This is a genomic window from Sutcliffiella horikoshii, from assembly GCF_008180725.1.
Lineage (GTDB): Bacteria > Bacillota > Bacilli > Bacillales > Bacillaceae_I > Sutcliffiella_A > Sutcliffiella_A horikoshii_B.
Map to the genome: position 1 here is coordinate 66,651 of NZ_VTEV01000007.1, position 19,359 is coordinate 86,009.

Annotated in this window: 15 protein-coding genes; 14 read left to right on the forward strand and 1 reads right to left on the reverse strand. The window is 41.5% G+C overall.

All coding sequences use genetic code 11. The features are described from left to right. The first annotated feature begins 56 nt into the window (after positions 1–56). The 14 genes from FZC76_RS17205 to yidC all read left to right on the forward strand — a co-directional run bounded on the left by FZC76_RS17205 (position 57) and on the right by yidC (position 17,504). The gene (locus tag FZC76_RS17205) at positions 57–3,275 is read left to right on the forward strand and encodes a BTAD domain-containing putative transcriptional regulator (protein WP_148989409.1); all 3,219 of its coding nucleotides are present in this window, start codon (positions 57–59) and stop codon (positions 3,273–3,275) included. A gap of 639 nt (positions 3,276–3,914) precedes the next feature. Beyond that, positions 3,915–5,138 carry a substrate-binding domain-containing protein gene (locus FZC76_RS17210; RefSeq protein ID WP_148989410.1) on the forward strand — a complete coding sequence of 408 codons (1,224 nt, stop codon included), beginning with the start codon at positions 3,915–3,917 and terminating at the stop codon, positions 5,136–5,138. A gap of 76 nt (positions 5,139–5,214) precedes the next feature. Continuing rightward, on the forward strand, positions 5,215–5,982 hold the full coding sequence (locus FZC76_RS17215) for an ABC transporter ATP-binding protein (protein WP_148989411.1): 768 nt from the start codon (positions 5,215–5,217) through the stop codon (positions 5,980–5,982). Next, the gene (locus FZC76_RS17220; protein ID WP_148989559.1) at positions 5,966–6,673 is read left to right on the forward strand and encodes an ABC transporter ATP-binding protein; all 708 of its coding nucleotides are present in this window, start codon (positions 5,966–5,968) and stop codon (positions 6,671–6,673) included. The genes FZC76_RS17215 and FZC76_RS17220 overlap by 17 nt, the downstream gene beginning before the upstream one ends. A 14-nt stretch (positions 6,674–6,687) precedes the next feature. Beyond that, the gene (locus tag FZC76_RS17225) at positions 6,688–7,548 is read left to right on the forward strand and encodes a branched-chain amino acid ABC transporter permease (RefSeq protein ID WP_148989412.1); all 861 of its coding nucleotides are present in this window, start codon (positions 6,688–6,690) and stop codon (positions 7,546–7,548) included. Between the two features lie 4 nt (positions 7,549–7,552). Then, the gene (locus FZC76_RS17230) at positions 7,553–8,551 is read left to right on the forward strand and encodes a branched-chain amino acid ABC transporter permease (protein WP_148989413.1); all 999 of its coding nucleotides are present in this window, start codon (positions 7,553–7,555) and stop codon (positions 8,549–8,551) included. 14 nt (positions 8,552–8,565) lie between these two features. Beyond that, on the forward strand, positions 8,566–8,742 hold the full coding sequence (locus FZC76_RS23200) for a hypothetical protein (protein ID WP_187442128.1): 177 nt from the start codon (positions 8,566–8,568) through the stop codon (positions 8,740–8,742). Between the two features lie 4 nt (positions 8,743–8,746). After that, complete coding sequence (locus tag FZC76_RS17235; RefSeq protein ID WP_148989414.1) at positions 8,747–9,778, forward strand: 3-oxoacyl-ACP synthase; 1,032 nt, start codon at positions 8,747–8,749, stop codon at positions 9,776–9,778. Continuing rightward, a complete protein-coding gene (gene phaZ / locus FZC76_RS17240) occupies positions 9,775–10,683 on the forward strand; it encodes an intracellular short-chain-length polyhydroxyalkanoate depolymerase (RefSeq protein WP_148989415.1) in 909 nt (302 codons plus the stop codon). The genes FZC76_RS17235 and phaZ overlap by 4 nt, the downstream gene beginning before the upstream one ends. Continuing rightward, the gene (gene fabG, locus FZC76_RS17245) at positions 10,680–11,417 is read left to right on the forward strand and encodes a 3-oxoacyl-ACP reductase FabG (protein WP_148989416.1); all 738 of its coding nucleotides are present in this window, start codon (positions 10,680–10,682) and stop codon (positions 11,415–11,417) included. Before phaZ ends, fabG begins: the two co-directional genes overlap by 4 nt. A 196-nt stretch (positions 11,418–11,613) precedes the next feature. Next, positions 11,614–14,670 carry an efflux RND transporter permease subunit gene (locus FZC76_RS17250; RefSeq protein ID WP_148989417.1) on the forward strand — a complete coding sequence of 1,019 codons (3,057 nt, stop codon included), beginning with the start codon at positions 11,614–11,616 and terminating at the stop codon, positions 14,668–14,670. A 117-nt stretch (positions 14,671–14,787) separates the two neighbouring features. Next, a complete protein-coding gene (locus FZC76_RS17255; protein WP_316246624.1) occupies positions 14,788–16,284 on the forward strand; it encodes a class I adenylate-forming enzyme family protein in 1,497 nt (498 codons plus the stop codon). Between the two features lie 150 nt (positions 16,285–16,434). Continuing rightward, positions 16,435–16,704: a hypothetical protein gene (locus tag FZC76_RS17260; RefSeq protein ID WP_148989419.1), complete on the forward strand. Its 270-nt coding sequence runs from the start codon at positions 16,435–16,437 to the stop codon at positions 16,702–16,704. Between the two features lie 29 nt (positions 16,705–16,733). After that, positions 16,734–17,504, forward strand: coding sequence for a membrane protein insertase YidC (yidC, locus tag FZC76_RS17265; protein ID WP_148989420.1), 771 nt, complete (start codon positions 16,734–16,736; stop codon positions 17,502–17,504). 600 nt (positions 17,505–18,104) lie between these two features. Here yidC and FZC76_RS17270 read toward each other — a convergent pair. Further along, positions 18,105–19,247, reverse strand: a complete 1,143-nt coding sequence (locus FZC76_RS17270) for an MFS transporter (protein ID WP_148989421.1) — start codon at positions 19,245–19,247, stop codon at positions 18,105–18,107. Positions 19,248–19,359: the final 112 nt, after the last annotated feature.

Sequence of the window (19,359 nt, forward strand, 5' to 3'; positions counted from 1 at the left end):
AATCATTATAATAGAAAGTAATAGATTTAAAATTCAGAAAAAAGGAGGACAGCTAGATGCTTTCTCAAGAAACCGTATTGCAGACTAAGATCACGACACCTACAGTCAAAGAACATGTTCTTAGAAGGGTAAAAATTGCAAGAAAAATGAAAGCGGTTACTAACTTCGGTGTCACCGTTGTTCACTCCGGTCCGGGTTATGGAAAGAGCACAATTGTTGCCTCCTTTGCACCTACTTTTGATGCCATCTCCTGTTGGTACACCGCAACGGATTTTGATGATGAATTAATCCCCTTTCTACGATATGTTGTCCACTCAATCAGAACCAGGAAAAATCAATTTGGAGAAGGTATATTAAGTTATTTGAACAAGATGGATCGTTATATTCGTGAGGAGGAAATTCAAGACCTATGCTCACTTTTTATCAATGAAATAGCGCATATAGATGGGCCTCTCGTTCTAATTATAGATGATTTTCATTTTGTACAGAAAAACCCTGACATCGTTACATGGTTCCACTGGTTGCTACAGCATTTCCCAAGTAATCTTCATGTAATTCTCATCACAAGGGAAAGGCCAGATTGGGAAGTTATTACGGCAATGAAGGTAAAGAATGAACTCTTGGAAATAACGGAGGAAGATCTCAAGTTTTCCAGGGAAGAGGTGGAAGTACTTCTCGAAGATATTTATATGTTGGAAGTTAAAGATGACGATATTGAACATATCTACTCCTTATCAGAAGGCTGGGTCATGGCGTTAGGTCTATTGAGTCAAAGGCTTGCAGAAGAAACATCCCCAGCTGGTTTGCTCACAACGCAAGGTAAATTGGAAGACCTATTCAAGTACTTGGCAACTGAAGTGTTCATAAAGCAAACACCGATGATTCAGCAGTTCTTGGAACAAACATCGATAATGAATGTGCTGAACGGGGAAATGTGTGATGAGGTCTTGGGGATAAATGGGTCCAACTATATCCTGCAGTCCTTGACAGAGCGTCATCTGTTCATTACGGTAACAGGGAAAAACCAATATCGCTATCATGCCCTTTTTAAAGAATTTCTCGAAAGAAGATTCATAGGACAAGAAGAACAATTCTTGCTTTTGCATAAACGGTGTGCAAAATGGTATATGAAACAGCGGGACATTCTCCCTGCAATCTCACATTTTGAAAAGATAGGCGATTACTCCTCTATCGGCGTTCTCATTCATGAACATGGAATTCAATTGATGGAACAAGGACAACTTTCCTACGTCTTGGAAATACTGCTCAAAATTTCTGATGAAATAAAAGTTCGATATTATATGCTTTGGTATATACAAGGGGAGATTCTTCGTTACCGATGTCTTTATGAGGAAGCAGAAACCGCATATAGAAATGGGCTAGATGCTGCCAGAAAGTCCGGGGATATACTCGTAATCATAAGGTCCTTAAAAGGAATTGCAAAAATATATTTGGATACCATCCAACCCATTAAAGCCGAAAGAGTCCTGTCTGAAGCAATTATGCTAATAGAAGCATGCCCCATTGAAAAGAAGGAGGAAAATCAATTGTATGCCATCATGGCAGAGAATTTCTTGAATGCAGGGCATGCACCAAAAGCGCTGGAATGGTTCGACAAGCTTGATATTGTTTATAAACAGGATGAGGCAGGAAACCTAGAAGCACGAATTCTCTTGCGTTCAGGCAACCTGCATAGAGCAAAAAAACTCCTTCTCCATAAGAAAAAAGACCACACAGAAGGGACACTGCAGCAATCACACCGTGAAACAGATCTCCTATTATCGTTGGTGGAAGCATTCATGGGAAATGCAGACCAGGCAAAAAAACTGGCTGATGCAGGAATTAAACAAGGCATTAAACTTCAAGCTCCTTTTGTAGAGGCTTGTGGCTGGATTCGCTTAGGTCATGCTGTTCAGTTGATGGAGGTTTATGATAGTGCGCTTGCTAAGGAATGTTATCAAACTGCATTGGAAATTATGGAAGAGCTGAATGTGTCAAGAGGAAAAGCAGAAGCGAATATGGGCTTATGTATATTGCACACCAATCAAGGTGCCTATGAGAAAGCCATACTATGTGGAGAAGAGGCGTTGAAAGAAACGGAAGAAGTGAAAGATAATTGGCTTTCTGGTCTTATTTATCTCGCAATGAAAATAGCTTGTATTCACCATAGGAAGTGGGATATGGCAGAATATTACGGGCTCCGCGCGAGCAGGCTTTTACGTAATTGCGGCGATCAGTATGCAGAGATGTTACTGTCTTTCTGGAAATCCATCTACTACTACGAACGACAGGAGTGGAAAGGTTTTACACAATCGATGAATGTATTTTTGAACTTCTTACAAACAGGCAACTATGAATTTATACTATCCAACAGAACGACCTTTGGGCCAAACGATCTTCAACAATTCACTCCGCTTCTAATGGAAGCGCAAAATAGGGAAATTCAGCGTGTATATGTTACGTCTCTACTGAACGAGCTTGGGTTTTCTCATATCCAGACTCATCCAGGGTATACGTTGAAAATCCAAACACTAGGAAACTTCAAAGTCTGGCTCGGTCAGAAGGAAGTAGGGGCAAAAGATTGGCAGCGTGCAAAAGCTAAAGAGCTGCTGGAGTTCTTTGTCACAAAAAGGAACAAGCAATTAGTCAAAGATGAAATTTTTGCAGCCCTTTGGCCGTCTGTCCCTGAGAAAACGATAACGAGAGACTTTAAAGTAGCACTAAACGCACTGAACAATGCATTGGAACCCGTAAGAAAAGCTAGAACCGAGCCTTTCTTTATTCAAAGAGAGGGGAATTCATATGGGTTGAACCCAAGCTGCGGCTATGTTCTGGATTGTGGTGAATTTGAAAGCTATGCATCAGCTGGACTGGAAGAACAGGAACCTGCAAGGGCCATAACTTATTTAGAAAAAGCATTGGCTTTATATAAAGGAGATTTCCTTCCAGACCAGAAATATGCAGATTGGTGTTTGAATGAAAGAGAGAGACTAATGGTCTACTACCTGCGATGTAGTGAAAAGCTCGCACAACTTTTGGTGGCACGTAAGGAATTTGATTCCGCTATACAGTTATGTGAGAAAGTTATTGAAAAGGACCCGACTTGGGAAGAAGCCTATCGCTTGCTGATGTTTTGTTATTATCACAAAAACAATCGTTCACAAGCCATAAAATGGTTTGCAAAGTGCAAACACTATTTAGAAAGTGAGCTTGGCGTTGAGCCAATGTTCTCGACGAAGAAAATGTACGATATGGTGCTTGGAAAAGCCAACTAACCCCGCCTTGATGGTGGGGTTTTTTTAATAATAAGAAAGAGTTTAAAAACGGTTGATTTCCGTTCCAGCCGCTTCGCTTGCCTGCGGGCGGTCCGTGAGCCTCCTTGGCAAGCCTGCGGAGTCTCACCTGTCCCTTCCTCCCTCGGGCGTCTACGCGCCTTCCACTCCAATCAACAAAATAACTTCATTTACCTTAGAGGTTATAAAAAGGTATCTACCCAGGGTACCTGAAAGTACATAAACTCTTCGTACTAGTAATTTATAGCTGTTGATTGGAGCAAAAGGCGAAGACTCCTGAGGGAGATAGCGGTAGCTTGAGACCCCGCAGCGGAGCGAGGAGGCTCAAGCACCGCCCCTAGGAAAGCGAAGCCATTTGCGGAAATCAACAGCGGTGACTAAACAACATCTTAAGTCAAAGACTTTTCAGCAGCTTCCAGCGGAGCAAGGAGGCTCAAGCAACCACCCCTAGGAAAGCGAAGCCATTTGCGGAGATCAACAGCGGAGAATAACCAACAACTAAAAAAGAACCGGGCGGTTGTTTTTCGTGTAGCAGGCTTTGCTTTGTAACCCATTTGTAACCACCTCGTCTTAAGCTGAAACTACAACTTAAACACATTAATGGGTTAAGGGGGAAGGTAAATGAGAAAGTGGAAGACAGGATTTCTGCTTGTGTGTGCACTGATGTTGGTGTTGGCTGGCTGTAGCGATAGCAATGCCGGAACGGAAACAGATTCAAGTGGTGATGGAGATCCAAAGGTAATTAAGGTAGGAGTGCTCGCTTCTTTAACTGGTGCGCTTGAAACGTATGGAAAGCAAACGGTTCAGGGATTTGAACTTGGTCTTGAATATGCAACAGAAGGAACAATGGAAGTAAACGGGCACAAGATAGAGTTTGTAGTGGAAGACACCGAAACAAAACCGGAAGTGGCGATTCAAAAAGCTACTAAACTATTGGAAGAAGATGAGGTGGATTTCCTTGTCGGATCTTCAAGCTCTGGAGACACTTTAGCGGTACTGCCTCTTGCAGAAGAGTATGAAAAGGTGATGTTGGTGGAACCAGCAGTGGCAGATAGTATTACGGGAGCAGATTGGAACAAATATATTTTCCGTACAGCACGAAATTCCTCTCAAGATGCAGTGGCTGGAGCAGCTGCAATTGCAGGGGATGGAGTGAAGATTGCGACATTGGCACCAGATTATTCTTTTGGTCATGATGGAGTGGCGGCATTCAAAGAAGCAGCAGTGGAACTTGGTGCTGAAATTGTTCTAGAAGAATATGCAGATCCTGCTGCAACTGATTTTACATCCAATATCCAAAAGATTTTAGATGCAGATCCTGACTATCTCTTTGTTGTATGGGCAGGTGCGAATTCTCCTTGGAATCAGATTTCCGATATGAAAGTACAAGAAAGAGGAATCAAGATTTCTACAGGTGCTCCTGATATTGCGGCATTACACACGATGGAACAGTTGATTGGAATGGAAGGGTTCTCTGTTTACTACCATACCCTGCCTGATAATCCAGTCAATGATTGGTTGGTGGAAAAACATAAAGAAAAGTTCAACGGAGAAGTTCCGGACCTGTTTACTCCAGGCGGAATGACGGCTGCCATCGCTATCGTGGAAGCACTAAAGAAAACAGAAGGAGATACAGATTCAGATTTAATTATAGAAACATTGGAAGGAATGAGCTTTGATACACCAAAAGGCCAAATGACGTTCCGACCTGAGGATCATCAAGCGATGCAAACTTTATATGCTGTGCGTCTGGAGAAGGTGGATGGATTCGACTATCCAGTACCTGTGTTAATGAGGGAGCTATCTCCGGAGGAAACAGCTCCTCCAATCCGTAACAATCAATAAGTAGAGGTGGAACTTTGGAGCAATGCTCTAAAGTTCCTTCGTGTTATTAGATATTTAATAAAAGGAGGTACACACATTGAATCCCATTTTGCAGACTAAGGATTTAACCATTGCTTTTGGTGGGCATGTGGCAGTGGATCAAGTGAATTTTACTGTAGAGCCTTTCCACTTCAAATCCATCATTGGGCCAAATGGAGCAGGGAAGACTACATTTTTCAACCTCTTAAGCGGACAGTTGAAGCCTACAAAAGGAGAGGTGATATGGAAAGGGGAGGACATAACAAAACTTTCCTCCATGAGACGGACTAGGAAAGGTATCGGGAGGTCGTTTCAGATTACTAATGTGTTTCCAAATCTAACAGTCTTGGAAAATGTTCGGCTGGCAGTGCAGTCTCAACGCGGAGTTAGGTATAACATGCTTTCCCATTTCCAACATTTCAAGGAGTTTGAAGAAAGGTCATTGGATTTATTGAAGACGGTCCTCCTGGATGATAAAGCTTCATCACTTGCAAAAAACCTGGCACATGGAGAAAAGAGAAAACTTGAGATTGCCATGCTTTTAGCCCTTGAAACAGAACTGCTTCTTTTGGATGAACCAACGGCAGGTATGTCGATTGAAGAAGTACCGGCAATACTTGAGGTTATTAAACTAATAAAAGCCAAGGGAGACCGGACCATCATACTAATTGAACATAAAATGGACATGATATTAGACTTGTCTGATTCTGTTACGGTACTTTTCAATGGGAAATTGTTAGCGGACGGTACACCGCAAGAAATCATGAATAATGAAACAGTCCAGTCTGCGTATTTGGGAGGATTGTATGATGACAACGCTTCTTAAAGTGGAAAAGATTCAAACATATATTGAACAGTTTCATATTTTACAAGGTGTTGATTTTGAAGCGAAACAAGGAGAAGTTACCGTATTGCTAGGGAGAAACGGGGCAGGGAAAACAACAACTCTCAGAAGTGTGATGGGACTTAATCCTCCTCAACAGGGTTCTATTGTGTTTGATGGACAGGATATAACTGGAATGGCAACGTATGATATTGCGAATATAGGAATTGGCTATGTTCCAGAAGATCAAGGGGTGTTCGGAGAATTAACAGTGGAAGAGAATATGAAGGTTGCCATGAAAAAAACAGATGAAGAAACGCTTGCGAAATTAGATTGGGTTTTAGACTTGTTTCCCGATTTAAAGACCTATTGGAAAAAACGTGGAGGGAATTTAAGTGGCGGTCAAAAGCAGATGCTGGCGATTTCCCGAGCTTATATTAATAACAGCAGGCTTCTATTAATTGATGAGCCAAGTAAGGGATTAGCTCCAATTATGGTGGAAAAGGTGATGGACTCCATCCAGCAGATGAAAAAAGAAACGAGCATTATTCTAGTAGAGCAGAATTTCTATATGGCAAGTACAATTGGGGATTGCTTCTATATATTGGACGACGGAAAGACCGTTCACCATGGTCACATGCAGGAGCTGAAGGAAGATGAGGAGCTCAGAAGGCAATATCTTGGGATTGCATAAAGGAGGGGCATATAGTGGATGTATTTGTGAATCTGACAGTAAACGGATTAGCAACAGGAATGTTAATTTTCTTACTTGCTGCTGGTCTGACCTTGATATTTGGTTTAATGGATGTCCTTAACTTTGCCCATGGGGGGCTATTTGCATGGGGCGCCTTCTCAGGGATCTGGGTGTATTCGGCAACAGGCAGCTTCATGATAGGAATTGTTGCTGCAATCGGTACTGGGCTTATATTGGGGCTGGCGCTTGAACGATATATCATCCAGCCTGTTTATGGAAATCATGTTCAACAGATTCTGATTACGTTAGGAGTCATGCTAGTTTTAAGCGAAATGATTAAAGTGGTATTCGGTCCGAACCAGCTTAGCGCAAGAACTCCATCATATTTGAGTGGGAGCTGGGAGTTTGGGGATATCATCATCATCAAATACCGTTTGTTTATCATTATTATAGGTACGCTTGTTTTCGCTGCAATCTTCTATATTTTAAGAAACACAAAGATAGGCCTAATCGTACGAGCGGGTGTTATCAACAAAGAGATGGTGCAGGCATTGGGCATCAACATAAAACGGGTGTTTATGCTAGTGTTTATGGCTGGGGCTGCAATGGCGGCACTTGGTGGCATGCTGCTTGGGCCTTATTCCGGTGTTATTTATGCAGAGATGGGGCTGGAGTTTGGGATCTTGGCATTCATTGTCGTGGTAATTGGGGGGATGGGAAGTATTACAGGTTCTGTGCTTGCAGCTATTTTGGTCGGTTTGAGTGGTTCCTTTATGGCCTATTTCGTCCCGGATTTAGCATTGGCAGTGAACATGATGCTGATGACCATTGTATTGATATTCCGTCCACAAGGATTATTCGGGGTAAAGGGGTGAGAGGATGAACAGATATATTACCATACCAAATTCCGTCTATATCATCATATTTTTGATGCTTCTTGCACTTCCGTTTGTTACAGATTCTCGTACTCTATTAATCATGTTTACTCAAATCTTCCTTTTTGCCATCTTTGCAATGAGTTATGATATCTTGCTTGGTTATACGGGAATTGTTTCGTTTGGTCATGCCATGTTTTTTGGAATAGGAGCCTATTCAACGGGTATCATGTTGAAAGAATATGACAGTACCATACCTATGCTTATATTAGCGATTCTCGTCGGTGCCGTTATAGCAGGCATTGTAAGTTATATTGTCGGGATGCTTTCCCTCCGATTGAAAAGTCACTTCTATGCTATGTTAACCCTCGCCTTCTCCGGACTGTTCTTGGTATTGGCGGAAAAGTGGCGAACACTTACACAGGGGAATGATGGCTTTACCTTCAGTATCCCCGATCCTTTGCGTGATAGATTAAATTTATATCTGTTGTCTTTAATCATGATGGTCCTAATCTTTCTTTTACTAAAGAGATTTACACATTCTCCTCTAGGTCGAGTTCTGCAGGCAATAAGAGAGAATGAGGATCGAACCGAATCACTTGGTTACCATGTGCTGCATTATAAAGTCATAGCAAGTGTGGTAGCTGGTGTGTTTGCTAGCTTTGCCGGAAGTCTCTATGTATTGACACTCAGGTTCGTCAATACGTCTGTTTTTGCAGTAGATGTCACGTTGGATGCCCTACTGATGACCATCATTGGAGGTGTCGGTACTTTAATAGGCGCGATTATTGGAGCAGGGTTGATAGAGTTTGCCCACCATTGGTTAACAGATCTTGCAAAAGTTCATTGGATTTTTGAACGATGGATTATTTTCTTCGGAATCCTTTATATCGTAGTGGTGATGTTTTTCCCTCAAGGTATCGTAGGGACCGTCAGATTATGGTGGTCTAGAAGAAAAGGAGTACAACTTAAAGTAAGAAAAGAGAAAAACATTTCAGGTTAATGGGAGGGGAATGGATGAGCAGTCAGCCACAAGTTGCATCTTTTGTAGTAAGGTGTGCCGGTTTTTCGGATGCAGGGCAGCAGTCACCAATATGGAGAATTACAGTCAGCCACGTGCAAGGGGAAGAGGAAATAACGGTTACTTGCTTTGAAGAAGTCTGTAAATTTATGAAAGAAAAACTTAGTGGGTGAGGTTATGACACAGATTGGAATTGTGAGTGTCGGTACATTTATTCCAGAAAATTTCATGACGAGCAAGGAAATTGCAAAGAAATCTGGAATACCTATAGAGGTGGTGGAAGAAAAACTGGGTATTCGGTCGAAACCAGTCGCTGGTCATGAGGATCATACGTGTGAAATGGGGATTAAAGCTGCACGAATTGCCATGGAAAAGGGGAATATTGCTCCAGAGGATATAGACCTGATTCTCTATATTGGGGAAGAGCATAAAGAATATCCACTATGGACGGCAGCCTTATACATGCAGAAACAGCTTGGAGCGGTAAATGCGATAGGCTTTGATATGGGATTGCGATGCGGAACCACCATCATGGGATTGAAAATTGCAAAAGATATGATGATAGCAGATGAATCTATTCAGACAGTTCTGCTTGCAGGTGGATACCGTAACGAAGATTTCATTGATTACACCAATCCAAGGACCAGATTCATGTATAACCTTGCAGCGGGTGGAGGAGCCATGGTGCTAAGAAAGAATCATGGTGAAAATTCTTTGTTGGCTTCTCATCTTATAACGGATGGTTCTTTTTCCGAGGACGTGGTGGTAGTTGCGGGCGGAACGAAACATCCCATTTCTCCGGAAGCATTGGAAAAAGGTCTGAATAAGCTGGATGTGCTTGATCCGGTAGGAATGAAAGCAAGATTAGAACAGAAATCCATGAAGAATTTCTTGGAAGTGATTCGAAAGTCTTTATTCAAAAGCGGTCTAACGGAAGAAGAGTTGGATTATCTCGGTATTCTTCATATGAAAAAATCTGCCCACCATTATGTTTTAAAGGAACTAGGTTTGTCCGAACAACAATCTATTTATCTAGAAAACTACGGGCACGTCGGTCAAATCGATCAAATTCTTTCCTTGGAGCTTGCTTTACAGCAAGGCCGAATCAATGAGGGAGACAATGTAGTGCTGGTGAGTGCGGGGATTGGCTATGCTTGGGGTGCAACGACTATTCATTGGGGAAAGTCAAATAGGGAGGTTAAAAAATGATCGTTCAAAAACAAGTTAAACTGCCAAACGGGGAGACATATGGATATAGAGAACGAGCTGGTAACGGTGAAACCATCCTGCTCATACATGGTAATATGACTTCATCTAAGCATTGGGATTTGCTAATGGAGAACATAGATGATTCTTTTCATCTTGTAGCGGTTGATATGAGGGGGTTCGGTGATTCATCATATCACGAAAAAATCTATTCTATTAAAGACCTAGCAGATGACATAAAACTATTTGTGAACGAATTGAATCTAACCGACTTTACAATACTTGGTTGGTCCACAGGCGGAGCAGTGGCCATGCAATTTGTAGCTGATAACTCTAACTTTGCAAAAAAACTCATTTTACTTGCTTCAGCATCTACAAGAGGATATCCAATGTATGAAACAGATGAAAACGGTCAACCGGATCAATCAAAAAGACTAACAACTTATGAACAGGTAATGCAGGACAAGACCAGGACTATTACCATTTCCCATGCATATAAAAACCGTAATAAAGAAGTATTAAGAATGATATGGGATTATGCAATCTACCATGACAATCAACCGGAAGCAAATCAGTATGAGGAGTATCTGGAAGATATGCTTACACAGCGCAATTATCCAGAAATTCTGCATGCCCTTAACATGTTTAACATCAGCAATCACCATAATGGACTGAAACAAGGGACCGGGGAAGTGGAGAAAATCAACATACCGGTTCTTGTGTTGGCTGGTGAAAATGATCTTGTCATTTCAGAACAGATGTCCAGAGAAGTGGTGGATGATCTAGGAGGAGTGGCGACGTTTTTATCCCTCAAGGGATGTGGACATTCCGCACAAGTGGATGATTTATCACAATTATTGCAAGCGATTACAACTTTCGTGGCGAAACAGGAGGAACAGTATAAATGAGATTAGAAGGTAAAGTTGCCATCATAACCGGTGCAGCCAATGGTTTAGGTTTGGAGGCTGCACGTGTATTTTTAAAAGAGGGGGCAAAGGTTGCTCTTGTTGATTATGATGCAGCATTAGGGGAACAAAGAACTGCAGAGCTTCAAGCAGAAGGGGATGCCGCATTCTACCAAGTGGATGTTTCAAATCAGGCCAAGGTAGTAGAGATGGTATCCATGGTTAAAGAGAGGTTCGGAAAGATTAATATTCTCATTAACAATGCAGGTATCACAAAAGATAACATGTTGCTAAAAATGAGTGGAGAAGACTTCCAAAAAGTTATGGATGTTAATGTAAATGGCGTATTTAACTGTACGCAAGCAGTGGTGCCTCATATGCTCGAAAATGGCAAAGGGAAAATCATCAATACGTCATCTGTGAGCGGGGTTTATGGAAATGTTGGACAGACCAATTATGCGGCATCTAAAGCAGCCGTTGTGGGAATGACAAAATCATGGGCAAAGGAATTTGGCCGGAAAAATATTAATGTGAATGCTGTGGCACCTGGATTTGTGGACACTAATATGGTAGCAACCGTCCCAGAGAAAGTAATTCAGAGTTTGTTACAAGTCATTCCCCTGCAGCGACTTGGCAAGCCGAGTGATATCGCAAGTGCTTACTTGTACCTTGCTTCAGATGAGTCGGATTATGTGAATGGTACGGTTCTCCATGTAGATGGCGGAATTATGATGTAATAGTAAAAATTTCACTTTTAAACTAGGTGCTAAATAGGCATCTAGTTTTTTTCGTATACAATTCAGAAGTTTTGACGAAAAAAGTAACAAATCACGCCAAAGCATATTCATTCTTGCCAAGACTAACAACCACACCTTATGATGAACACAGGATAAATAGTCAAATTTGAATAATTGAGTATAGGAGGACATCCAGGTGTTTAATGCGCTTATTAAGAAGCCTAAAGTAACGTTAATATTTTTACTATTATTGGTGGTCATCGGTTCCTTGACCTATTTTCAAATACCAAAACGAGAGATCCCTGAAATCTCATTAAATGTAGGAACCATCACCACAGTGTATCCAGGAGCTGCCCCAAACGTTGTAGAACGTGATATTACCACCCCGCTTGAAAAAGAACTATTGGATATAGACGGGATGGATAGTGTCACATCTGTTTCTGGATTAGGCGTTTCTAATATTGTGATGGAACTGACTGATGATGCGGATAGGGATAAAGTATTCTCCCAAGTGCAGCAAAAAGTTTCTGATGTAAGCCGCGAGTTTCCAGAAGACGCTTTTGAACCGACAATCAACACGGATATCCAAATGGGAGCCATTGCTTCTTACAACATTTTACATGAAGACCGTGCACTGTTATTAGAGCAAAAGGACATTATTGAAGGATGGGTTCCTCAATTGGAGGATATTGATGGTGTTCGAAAAGTTACAATAAAAGGGTTGGAAGAATCGGGCTACACGCTTAACTTGGATTCAGAAACCATGCAAGAAGAGAGAGTGCTACTTCCTGATGTCATAACAGCCATCCAAAATGAATTGGAAATCACCCCTCTTGGCAGTCAGCAGGAAGGTAACCAGATTTCCCAGCTGACATTTGAACATATTGAAAATATTGAAGAAGTAGAAAATGTATTTTTGAAAAAGGATGAAGAAGGAAATTCGCTTTATGTCGGGGATGTTGCAAGTTTAACGCAGATACCGACAGAGCAAGAGGATTTAATTACTTACAATGGGTCGCCAGCAATTTCTTTGACCATTATGCAAGAAAAAGGAGTAGACATTCCGACACTGCATACCACTGTAGATGAAGAAATGGAACGTCTCGCTAAAGACCTGCCAGAAGAAGTGGAGATGGACCTTTACTATACTCAAAATGATATTGTGTCCAAAATCTTTAAGGACTTGGGAATTTCCTTCCTGATCTCTATTTTAGCAGTGGTATTGATTACGTTTTTCGGATTAAATACCGTCTCTGCTATCCTGGTGGCAATCTCTATTCCAATATCGATTGCGCTTGGATTAATTCCCTTGCCATATGCAAATGTGGATTTAAACCAGATCTCCATTATCGGAATCATCATTGCCTTAGGGATACTGGTAGATGATGCCATCGTAGTAAATGATAACATCCAGAGACGTTACCAACTTGGTGATGGCCCGTTGAAAGGTGCCATAACCGGAACGAAAGAAGTCAGGGTATCCATCATTACTTCAACGTTGGCTATCGTCTTTACTTTTCTGCCATTGACTTTCTTAGGTGGCCCAAACGGTGCTTTCATTTCTGCACTACCGACCGTTCTTATTGCTACCATCATCGGTTCCACGATTGTTGCTTTGACCATTGTGCCGATTTTCATGGCATGGCGCCAAAAGAAGAAAGCGCGTAAGCAAGGAAAAAATGGTCTTCTAGGGTCTCAATTTGATAAAGCAGGGAACTGGTATAGTTCAAAAATTTTAACAAAAGTAGTGAAAAAACCGCTACTCACAGGGCTTGCTGTTCTTACATTCTGTACAGCAAGTTATGCACTCGTTCCATTTATTCCGGTCGTATTTTTCCCGAGTGCAGATCGTGAAGAGGTGACTGTGTCCGTCACATATCCGGCAGGGACACCACTGGAGGAAACAGAATCAAGGCTCCAACAAATGGAAGAAAGCCTAAAAACAGATAAAGCTGTTTACGAAACGACCATCTTTGCAGGGAGCGGAGAACCTGGAATATTCGGCAGCACATTATCCAACTCAGGTGAGAACACAGGGCAGATTGTCTTGAGAGTGGACCGGGAGCAGCAGTCTGCTGCAGATACGATTACCAAATGGCAGCCTGAACTGCGGGATGAAAATCCAGACGCGGTAGTGATGCTTTCTACAATCGAAGCAGGTCCCCCTGTAGGAGCTCCCATCGCCCTGACGGTTGTTGGGGAAGACATTGAAGAACTAATGAAATCTGTCAATGGAATGAAAGAAGAGATTAAAAGCTTGGAAGGAAGCGGAGCAGTTATTGATGACGTAGGGTCCGCTCAACCTACTATTAGTTATGTCCCAAACAGAGAAGCAATGGAAGAGCATGGAATTACTGCTCAAGAGATAAGCAATCAAATCAGGCTTGTGACAGAAGGAATCCCAGTTGGTTCTTATGAAGCGGGACTGGAGAGGGAAACACTTACCATCGTTCAAGATCTTGTAGAGGATGGAGAAAAGATAAACCTTGAAGCATTGGAGCTTCCAAGTAAAACAGAAACGACTGAATTTGGGGCACCAGTTCTCATCCCGCTATCAGAGCTAGTGACTGTTGAAGAAACAGAAGTGTTGCCGTTGATTCCTCATAAAGATGGGGATAGAACCATAACGGTGCGTGTGTATCCAGGGGAAGATGACAAACAAAAATTAGAAGCGGAAGTAAAAGACATCGCGGCATCCTATGAAACTGATAGTATTTCCGTTTCAGTTGGAGGAGAATCTTCTGCAAGAAGCGATTTCTTTATTGAAGTAGGAAAACTGTTCTTGATCGTCATTTTCCTGATTTATATTTTAATGGTTGTTCAGTTTAATTCATTAAGATTGCCGTTGTTGATCATGAGTTCCGTTTACTTGGCTATTTCTGGTGCGATGATAGGCTTGTTCATCACACAAACCGGCCTTGGTTTCATGGCGATGATGGGAATAGTATCACTTGCGGGAATTGTGGTAAGGAATGCGACGGTCTTCATTGAATTTATGGAATCACGTTTACAAGAGGGTGCAACCCTTAGTGAAGCAGTCATTGATTCAGGTAAAGCCAGATTGCGACCGGTCGTACTGACTGCCTTTACATCTATTGCCGCTTTACTTCCGATAGCGTTTAGCGGGGATGTATTATTTACCCCGCTAGCAATATCAATTATTTCAGGAATATTCTTTTCCACCTTCTTTACATTGTTGTTTGTACCTGCATTTTATATTGTGATTAAACGTAAGAAAGTGAAAGAAGCTTAAGTAGTGGACGGGTATCCATCATTATATGGATGCCCGTTTCCATTGTAACCCTTCTGTAACTCCCATCTCCTATAGTATGGGTATCTTGTAAAGTGTAGGGGAGAGATGGAAGTGGAAATGAATGGTTCTTGGTTACAGAAGCGTTCACAACATTCTCCATATAAAATCGCAGTGATCGACGGCGAAACGGGAGAAAGATGGAGTTATAAGCAATTATACGATCGTTCAAGAGATATGGCAGGCAGACTGTTATCTGCAGGAATTGAACCAGGAGATCGGGTGGCTCTGTTGTCACCGAATCATATAGTATACTTTGATCTGCTTTTTGCATGTGGAAATATAGGGGCAATTTTTGTGCCGCTCAATTGGAGACTGGCGGAAAATGAATGGAACTATATAATAAGAGATTGCCAGGCTAAATGTGTGATAGTGCATGATGACTATTTAGAGGAATCAAATCAGTTGGAATGCCAAGTGTTCTCTCTCGATGAATTAGCGACAAAAGAAATGCAAAAGAATGGTTCACACCCCACACGATTCCATGACGCGGCGGCCATCATCTATACGGGGGGCACAACAGGGCACCCCAAAGGAGTAATTCTTACTAAAGAAAACATTACATGTAATGCTATCAATACTATTGTAAGCTGGGGACTTCATGGAGAGGATACCACCCTCACTTGCCTGCCTATGTTTCATACAGGGGGCCTTAATGCTTTGTCGACTCCATTGCTCATGGCAGGTGGGACCGTTGTCCTGATGAGAAGTTTTGAAGCGGAAAAAGCCATCAAACTATTAGATTTGTATAAGTGTACAATCGCCCTAATGGTCCCCACCATGTACAGCATACTGATAGAGCATCCTCATTTTCATGGTACAGACTTTCCAACTATGAAAACATTTCTTTCAGGTGGTGCCCCCTGTCCATTGGAAATTTACGAAGCATTCTACCAGAAGGGGAAATTGTTTAAGGAAGGATACGGACTAACAGAAGCAGGTCCAAATAATTTCTACATTGATCCTCATGAGGCATATGGGAAAAAGGGGTCAGTCGGCAAAGCAATGCTATTCAATGAAGTAAAGTTGATGGTAAATGATAGCTTAGAAGCGATGGAAGATGAGGTAGGGGAAATATATATTAGAGGCTCGCATGTCTTCTCTGAATATTGGGGGAAAGAAGAAGAAACCAAGAAAGCAAAACGTGATGGATGGCTGAAAACAGGTGATTTGGGTCGAAGAGATGAAGACGGTTATTTCTATATAGTCGGTAGAACAAAAGACATGATCATTTCAGGTGGAGAAAATATTTATCCATTGGAAGTGGAGCAAATACTCTGTCAGCATGAAGCGGTCAAGGAGGCATGTGTAATTGGTGTACCACATCCTATATGGGGAGAGGCGGTTATAGCCATTGTTTCTAATAAAAGGCAAACTTCTGAAAAGGAGTTGCTGACCTTCTGCAAAACCAGAATCGGAGTCTATAAAATACCTAAGAAAATAGTTTTTGTTCCGGAAATACCCAAAACGGCTGTAGGGAAATTGGATAAAAAAAATCTACAGGATTCTTTTAAGAAGCTATATACCACTAATCAAAATAAAGAAGAACATGTATAGTTGAAAATTTACAAAAAGATACACCTAGCAATTATTGCACACTAGGTGTATCTTTTTATTGTAGGGATATACTTTAAATGAAACGTTATAGTTATCCAATCGTACAAGTAGTATCTACTATATTCAGTTAAAAAGGTGAATGCAAATAATATGGAATTTTATCTTGATATTCTACTATACGCACCATATGTAACAGCCGCGGTTCTTTGCCTTTTGACATTCTGCTTTTTTGTGGACTCCAAGTATGTGGTCTACCAACACAGTGGTTATACAACATCCTTGGACCTTGAAACGAATAAATTGCAGTCTATTATTGGTAAGCGGAGAAGGCTTATTACATTCATATATAGAAAACGGCCTACAAAAGAAGCAACCTTAGATGAAGAAGATTCCTTTTTCTACTTTGCAAACATGAGTTGATAATTTTGTGAAAAGTAGGAGGAATTTACATGAGAAAGTTTTGGACAGTAAGTTTAGTTATATTTTTATTGGCCCTATTAACAGGTTGTAACATGAGTGAGCCCATTACGGCAGATAGTTTAGGAGTTTGGAACCATTATTTTGTCTATCCGTTATCTCTCGCGCTGACAAGCGTGGCAGAATGGACGGGTGGAAGCTATGGTATATCCATCATTATCGTTACAATTGCTATTCGTACTCTTATTTTGCCACTGGCATTGAAGCAGCAGAAAAACATGCTTGCCATGCAAAAACTTAAGCCGGAAATGGAAGCACTGCAAAAGAAATATAAAGACAAAAAGAACCCAGACGATCAAAAAGAGATGCAAAAGGAATTAATGGGACTATACCAGACTCATAAAGTGAACCCTGCTGCTGGTTGTTTTCCCATGTTGATTCAGATGCCTGTGATCATGGCATTCTATTATGCAATTGGAAGAACGACGGAAATAGCCGAGCACTCTTTCTTTTGGGTAAGTCTTGGTCAGCCGGATCCATTATATATTCTACCGGTAGTGGCAGCTATCACGACATTCATTCAAACAAGAGTTACGCTTACAGATGACGTACAGCCACAGATGAAGATGGTCATGAACATCATCCCCGTGTTTATATTAATCGCCGGATTAACGTTACCTTCTGCATTGGCACTTTACTGGGTGATAGGAAATATTTTCGGTATTGGGCAAGGGCTTTATTTGAAAAAGCGAATGAAAACGTTGAAGCAGATGGAAGAAGCAACAGTTGTTCCGAGCACATAATCGGATGAAACCTCTAACCTCCTTTAAACATGGAAGTTGGAGGTTTTTTTATATTCCATCCACGTATTATGGAGCGTATGAAGACCTCAGTGGAGCAGGAAAGTAGAAAGGGAAGTCTTCATAGAGAGTATGAAGACCTCCGTGGAGCGGGAAAGGAGTAAGGGAAGTCTTCATAGAGCGTATGAAGACCTCCGTGGAGCGGGAAAGTAGAAAGGGAAGTCTTCATGGAGCGTATGAAGACCTCCGTGGAGCGGGAAAGGAGCGGGAGAAGTCTTCATAGAGCGTATGAAGACCTCCGTGGAGCGGGAAAGGAGTAAGAGAAGTCTTCATAGAGCGTATGAAGACCTCAGAGGAGCGGGAAAGGAGAAAGGGAAGTCTTCATGGAGCGTATGAGGACCTCAGTGGAGCGGGAAAGGAGTAAGAGAAGTCTTCATAGAGCGTATGAAGACCTCAGAGGAGCGAGAAAGAAGAAAGGGAAGTCTTCATTGAGTCTATAAAGACCTAAGTGAAGCAGGAAAAAACAAGAGGAGGTCTTCATAAAGGAGCAGCCGCGATTTGCACAGAGGAGGCTCAAAGACCCGTCGGTTTTCCCGGCTTATTTTACGCATCTCTTCTAATTCTCAATATAAAAATAGCATTCAATAAGAACCATATTCCTAAAAAGCCCAAGACAGATAGAAAGGAAAAATTATGGCTTATGATAGGACTTACCGCAGTACCAATCAACAATGTGAAAGAATACAAGGAGATGGCACTTCCCCGGTGATTACTGCCTAGTATCCCGATATATGTAATGATTGCCGGCAGAAAAAAGGAAATGGCAGCCACATAAATCACAGACAATGCCCCTATCACAAGAAGGCTCTCATAAAAAATCATCATAAAGAAGAACGAAAAGGAAATGCTCAACGAACAAATAAGTAGTAACCGTTTGGAGCCAACTGTCCGCATCAATATATCAGAAAAGAGACAAGAAACAGTACCCACCAACCCGACAGAACGGACCAACATAAAAGATTGATCAGGAGACTTCAAAGATAGGAACTGAAACAGGCTATCGTAAAAAGTCACAAAGGAGAGCAGCAAGGAAAAAACAATCAAATATAAAGTCCTTAAATCACGGTCAGCCAAGAGGGTGGAAAAATGTTTCCAAGGTTTGTCCGTTGTACGGATCAATGAATTAGATGGGCTTAAAATGAGACGGGCAAACAAAAACAACAGAAAGTAAAAAAGTGAAAAGAAAGTAAATACGCCTTCCCATTGAAAAGAAGTGGCTATAGTTTCGCTAATCATTGGTCCAAAAATACCGGATAACAGAAAACCTGCATTAATAAGAGAAATAGTAAAGTTTCGAAGAGATGGAGAGAAGTGATCAAAGCAATAGGCAAAAGCAACTGGTGCAAAGCAACCGAGGGTGAATCCTTGAATGGATCGGGCAACGTACAAGTGAGATATATCCGTAGATTGCGCAATGAGTATGGTAGCGATAGCCGAAAAAAGAAAGCCATAGCTAATAATATTTTTTCTGCCGAATCGATCGGATAATGGACCGAACATCAGTAGTCCTATCGCATAGAAAATGCTAAAAAAGCTGCTGGCCAATATTACTTTTTGTTTGGAGATACTCCACTCTAAGCTAATTGGATCATACAGAGGGATTAATGCGTAAAGGCTGCAGACCACTAAAAAACCCATGACAATTAATAATGTTGCTGAAAAATAATGGTTTTTTCTTTGTTCCATTTCCGTTCACCTGCCCATGTTACCTTATGCGATGGGTGTTTGACCGGTTCCATTCTTGAAAGTAACACGTTGGCAATAATAGTAGTTTTTCAGTACAATAGAATAAGAAGAA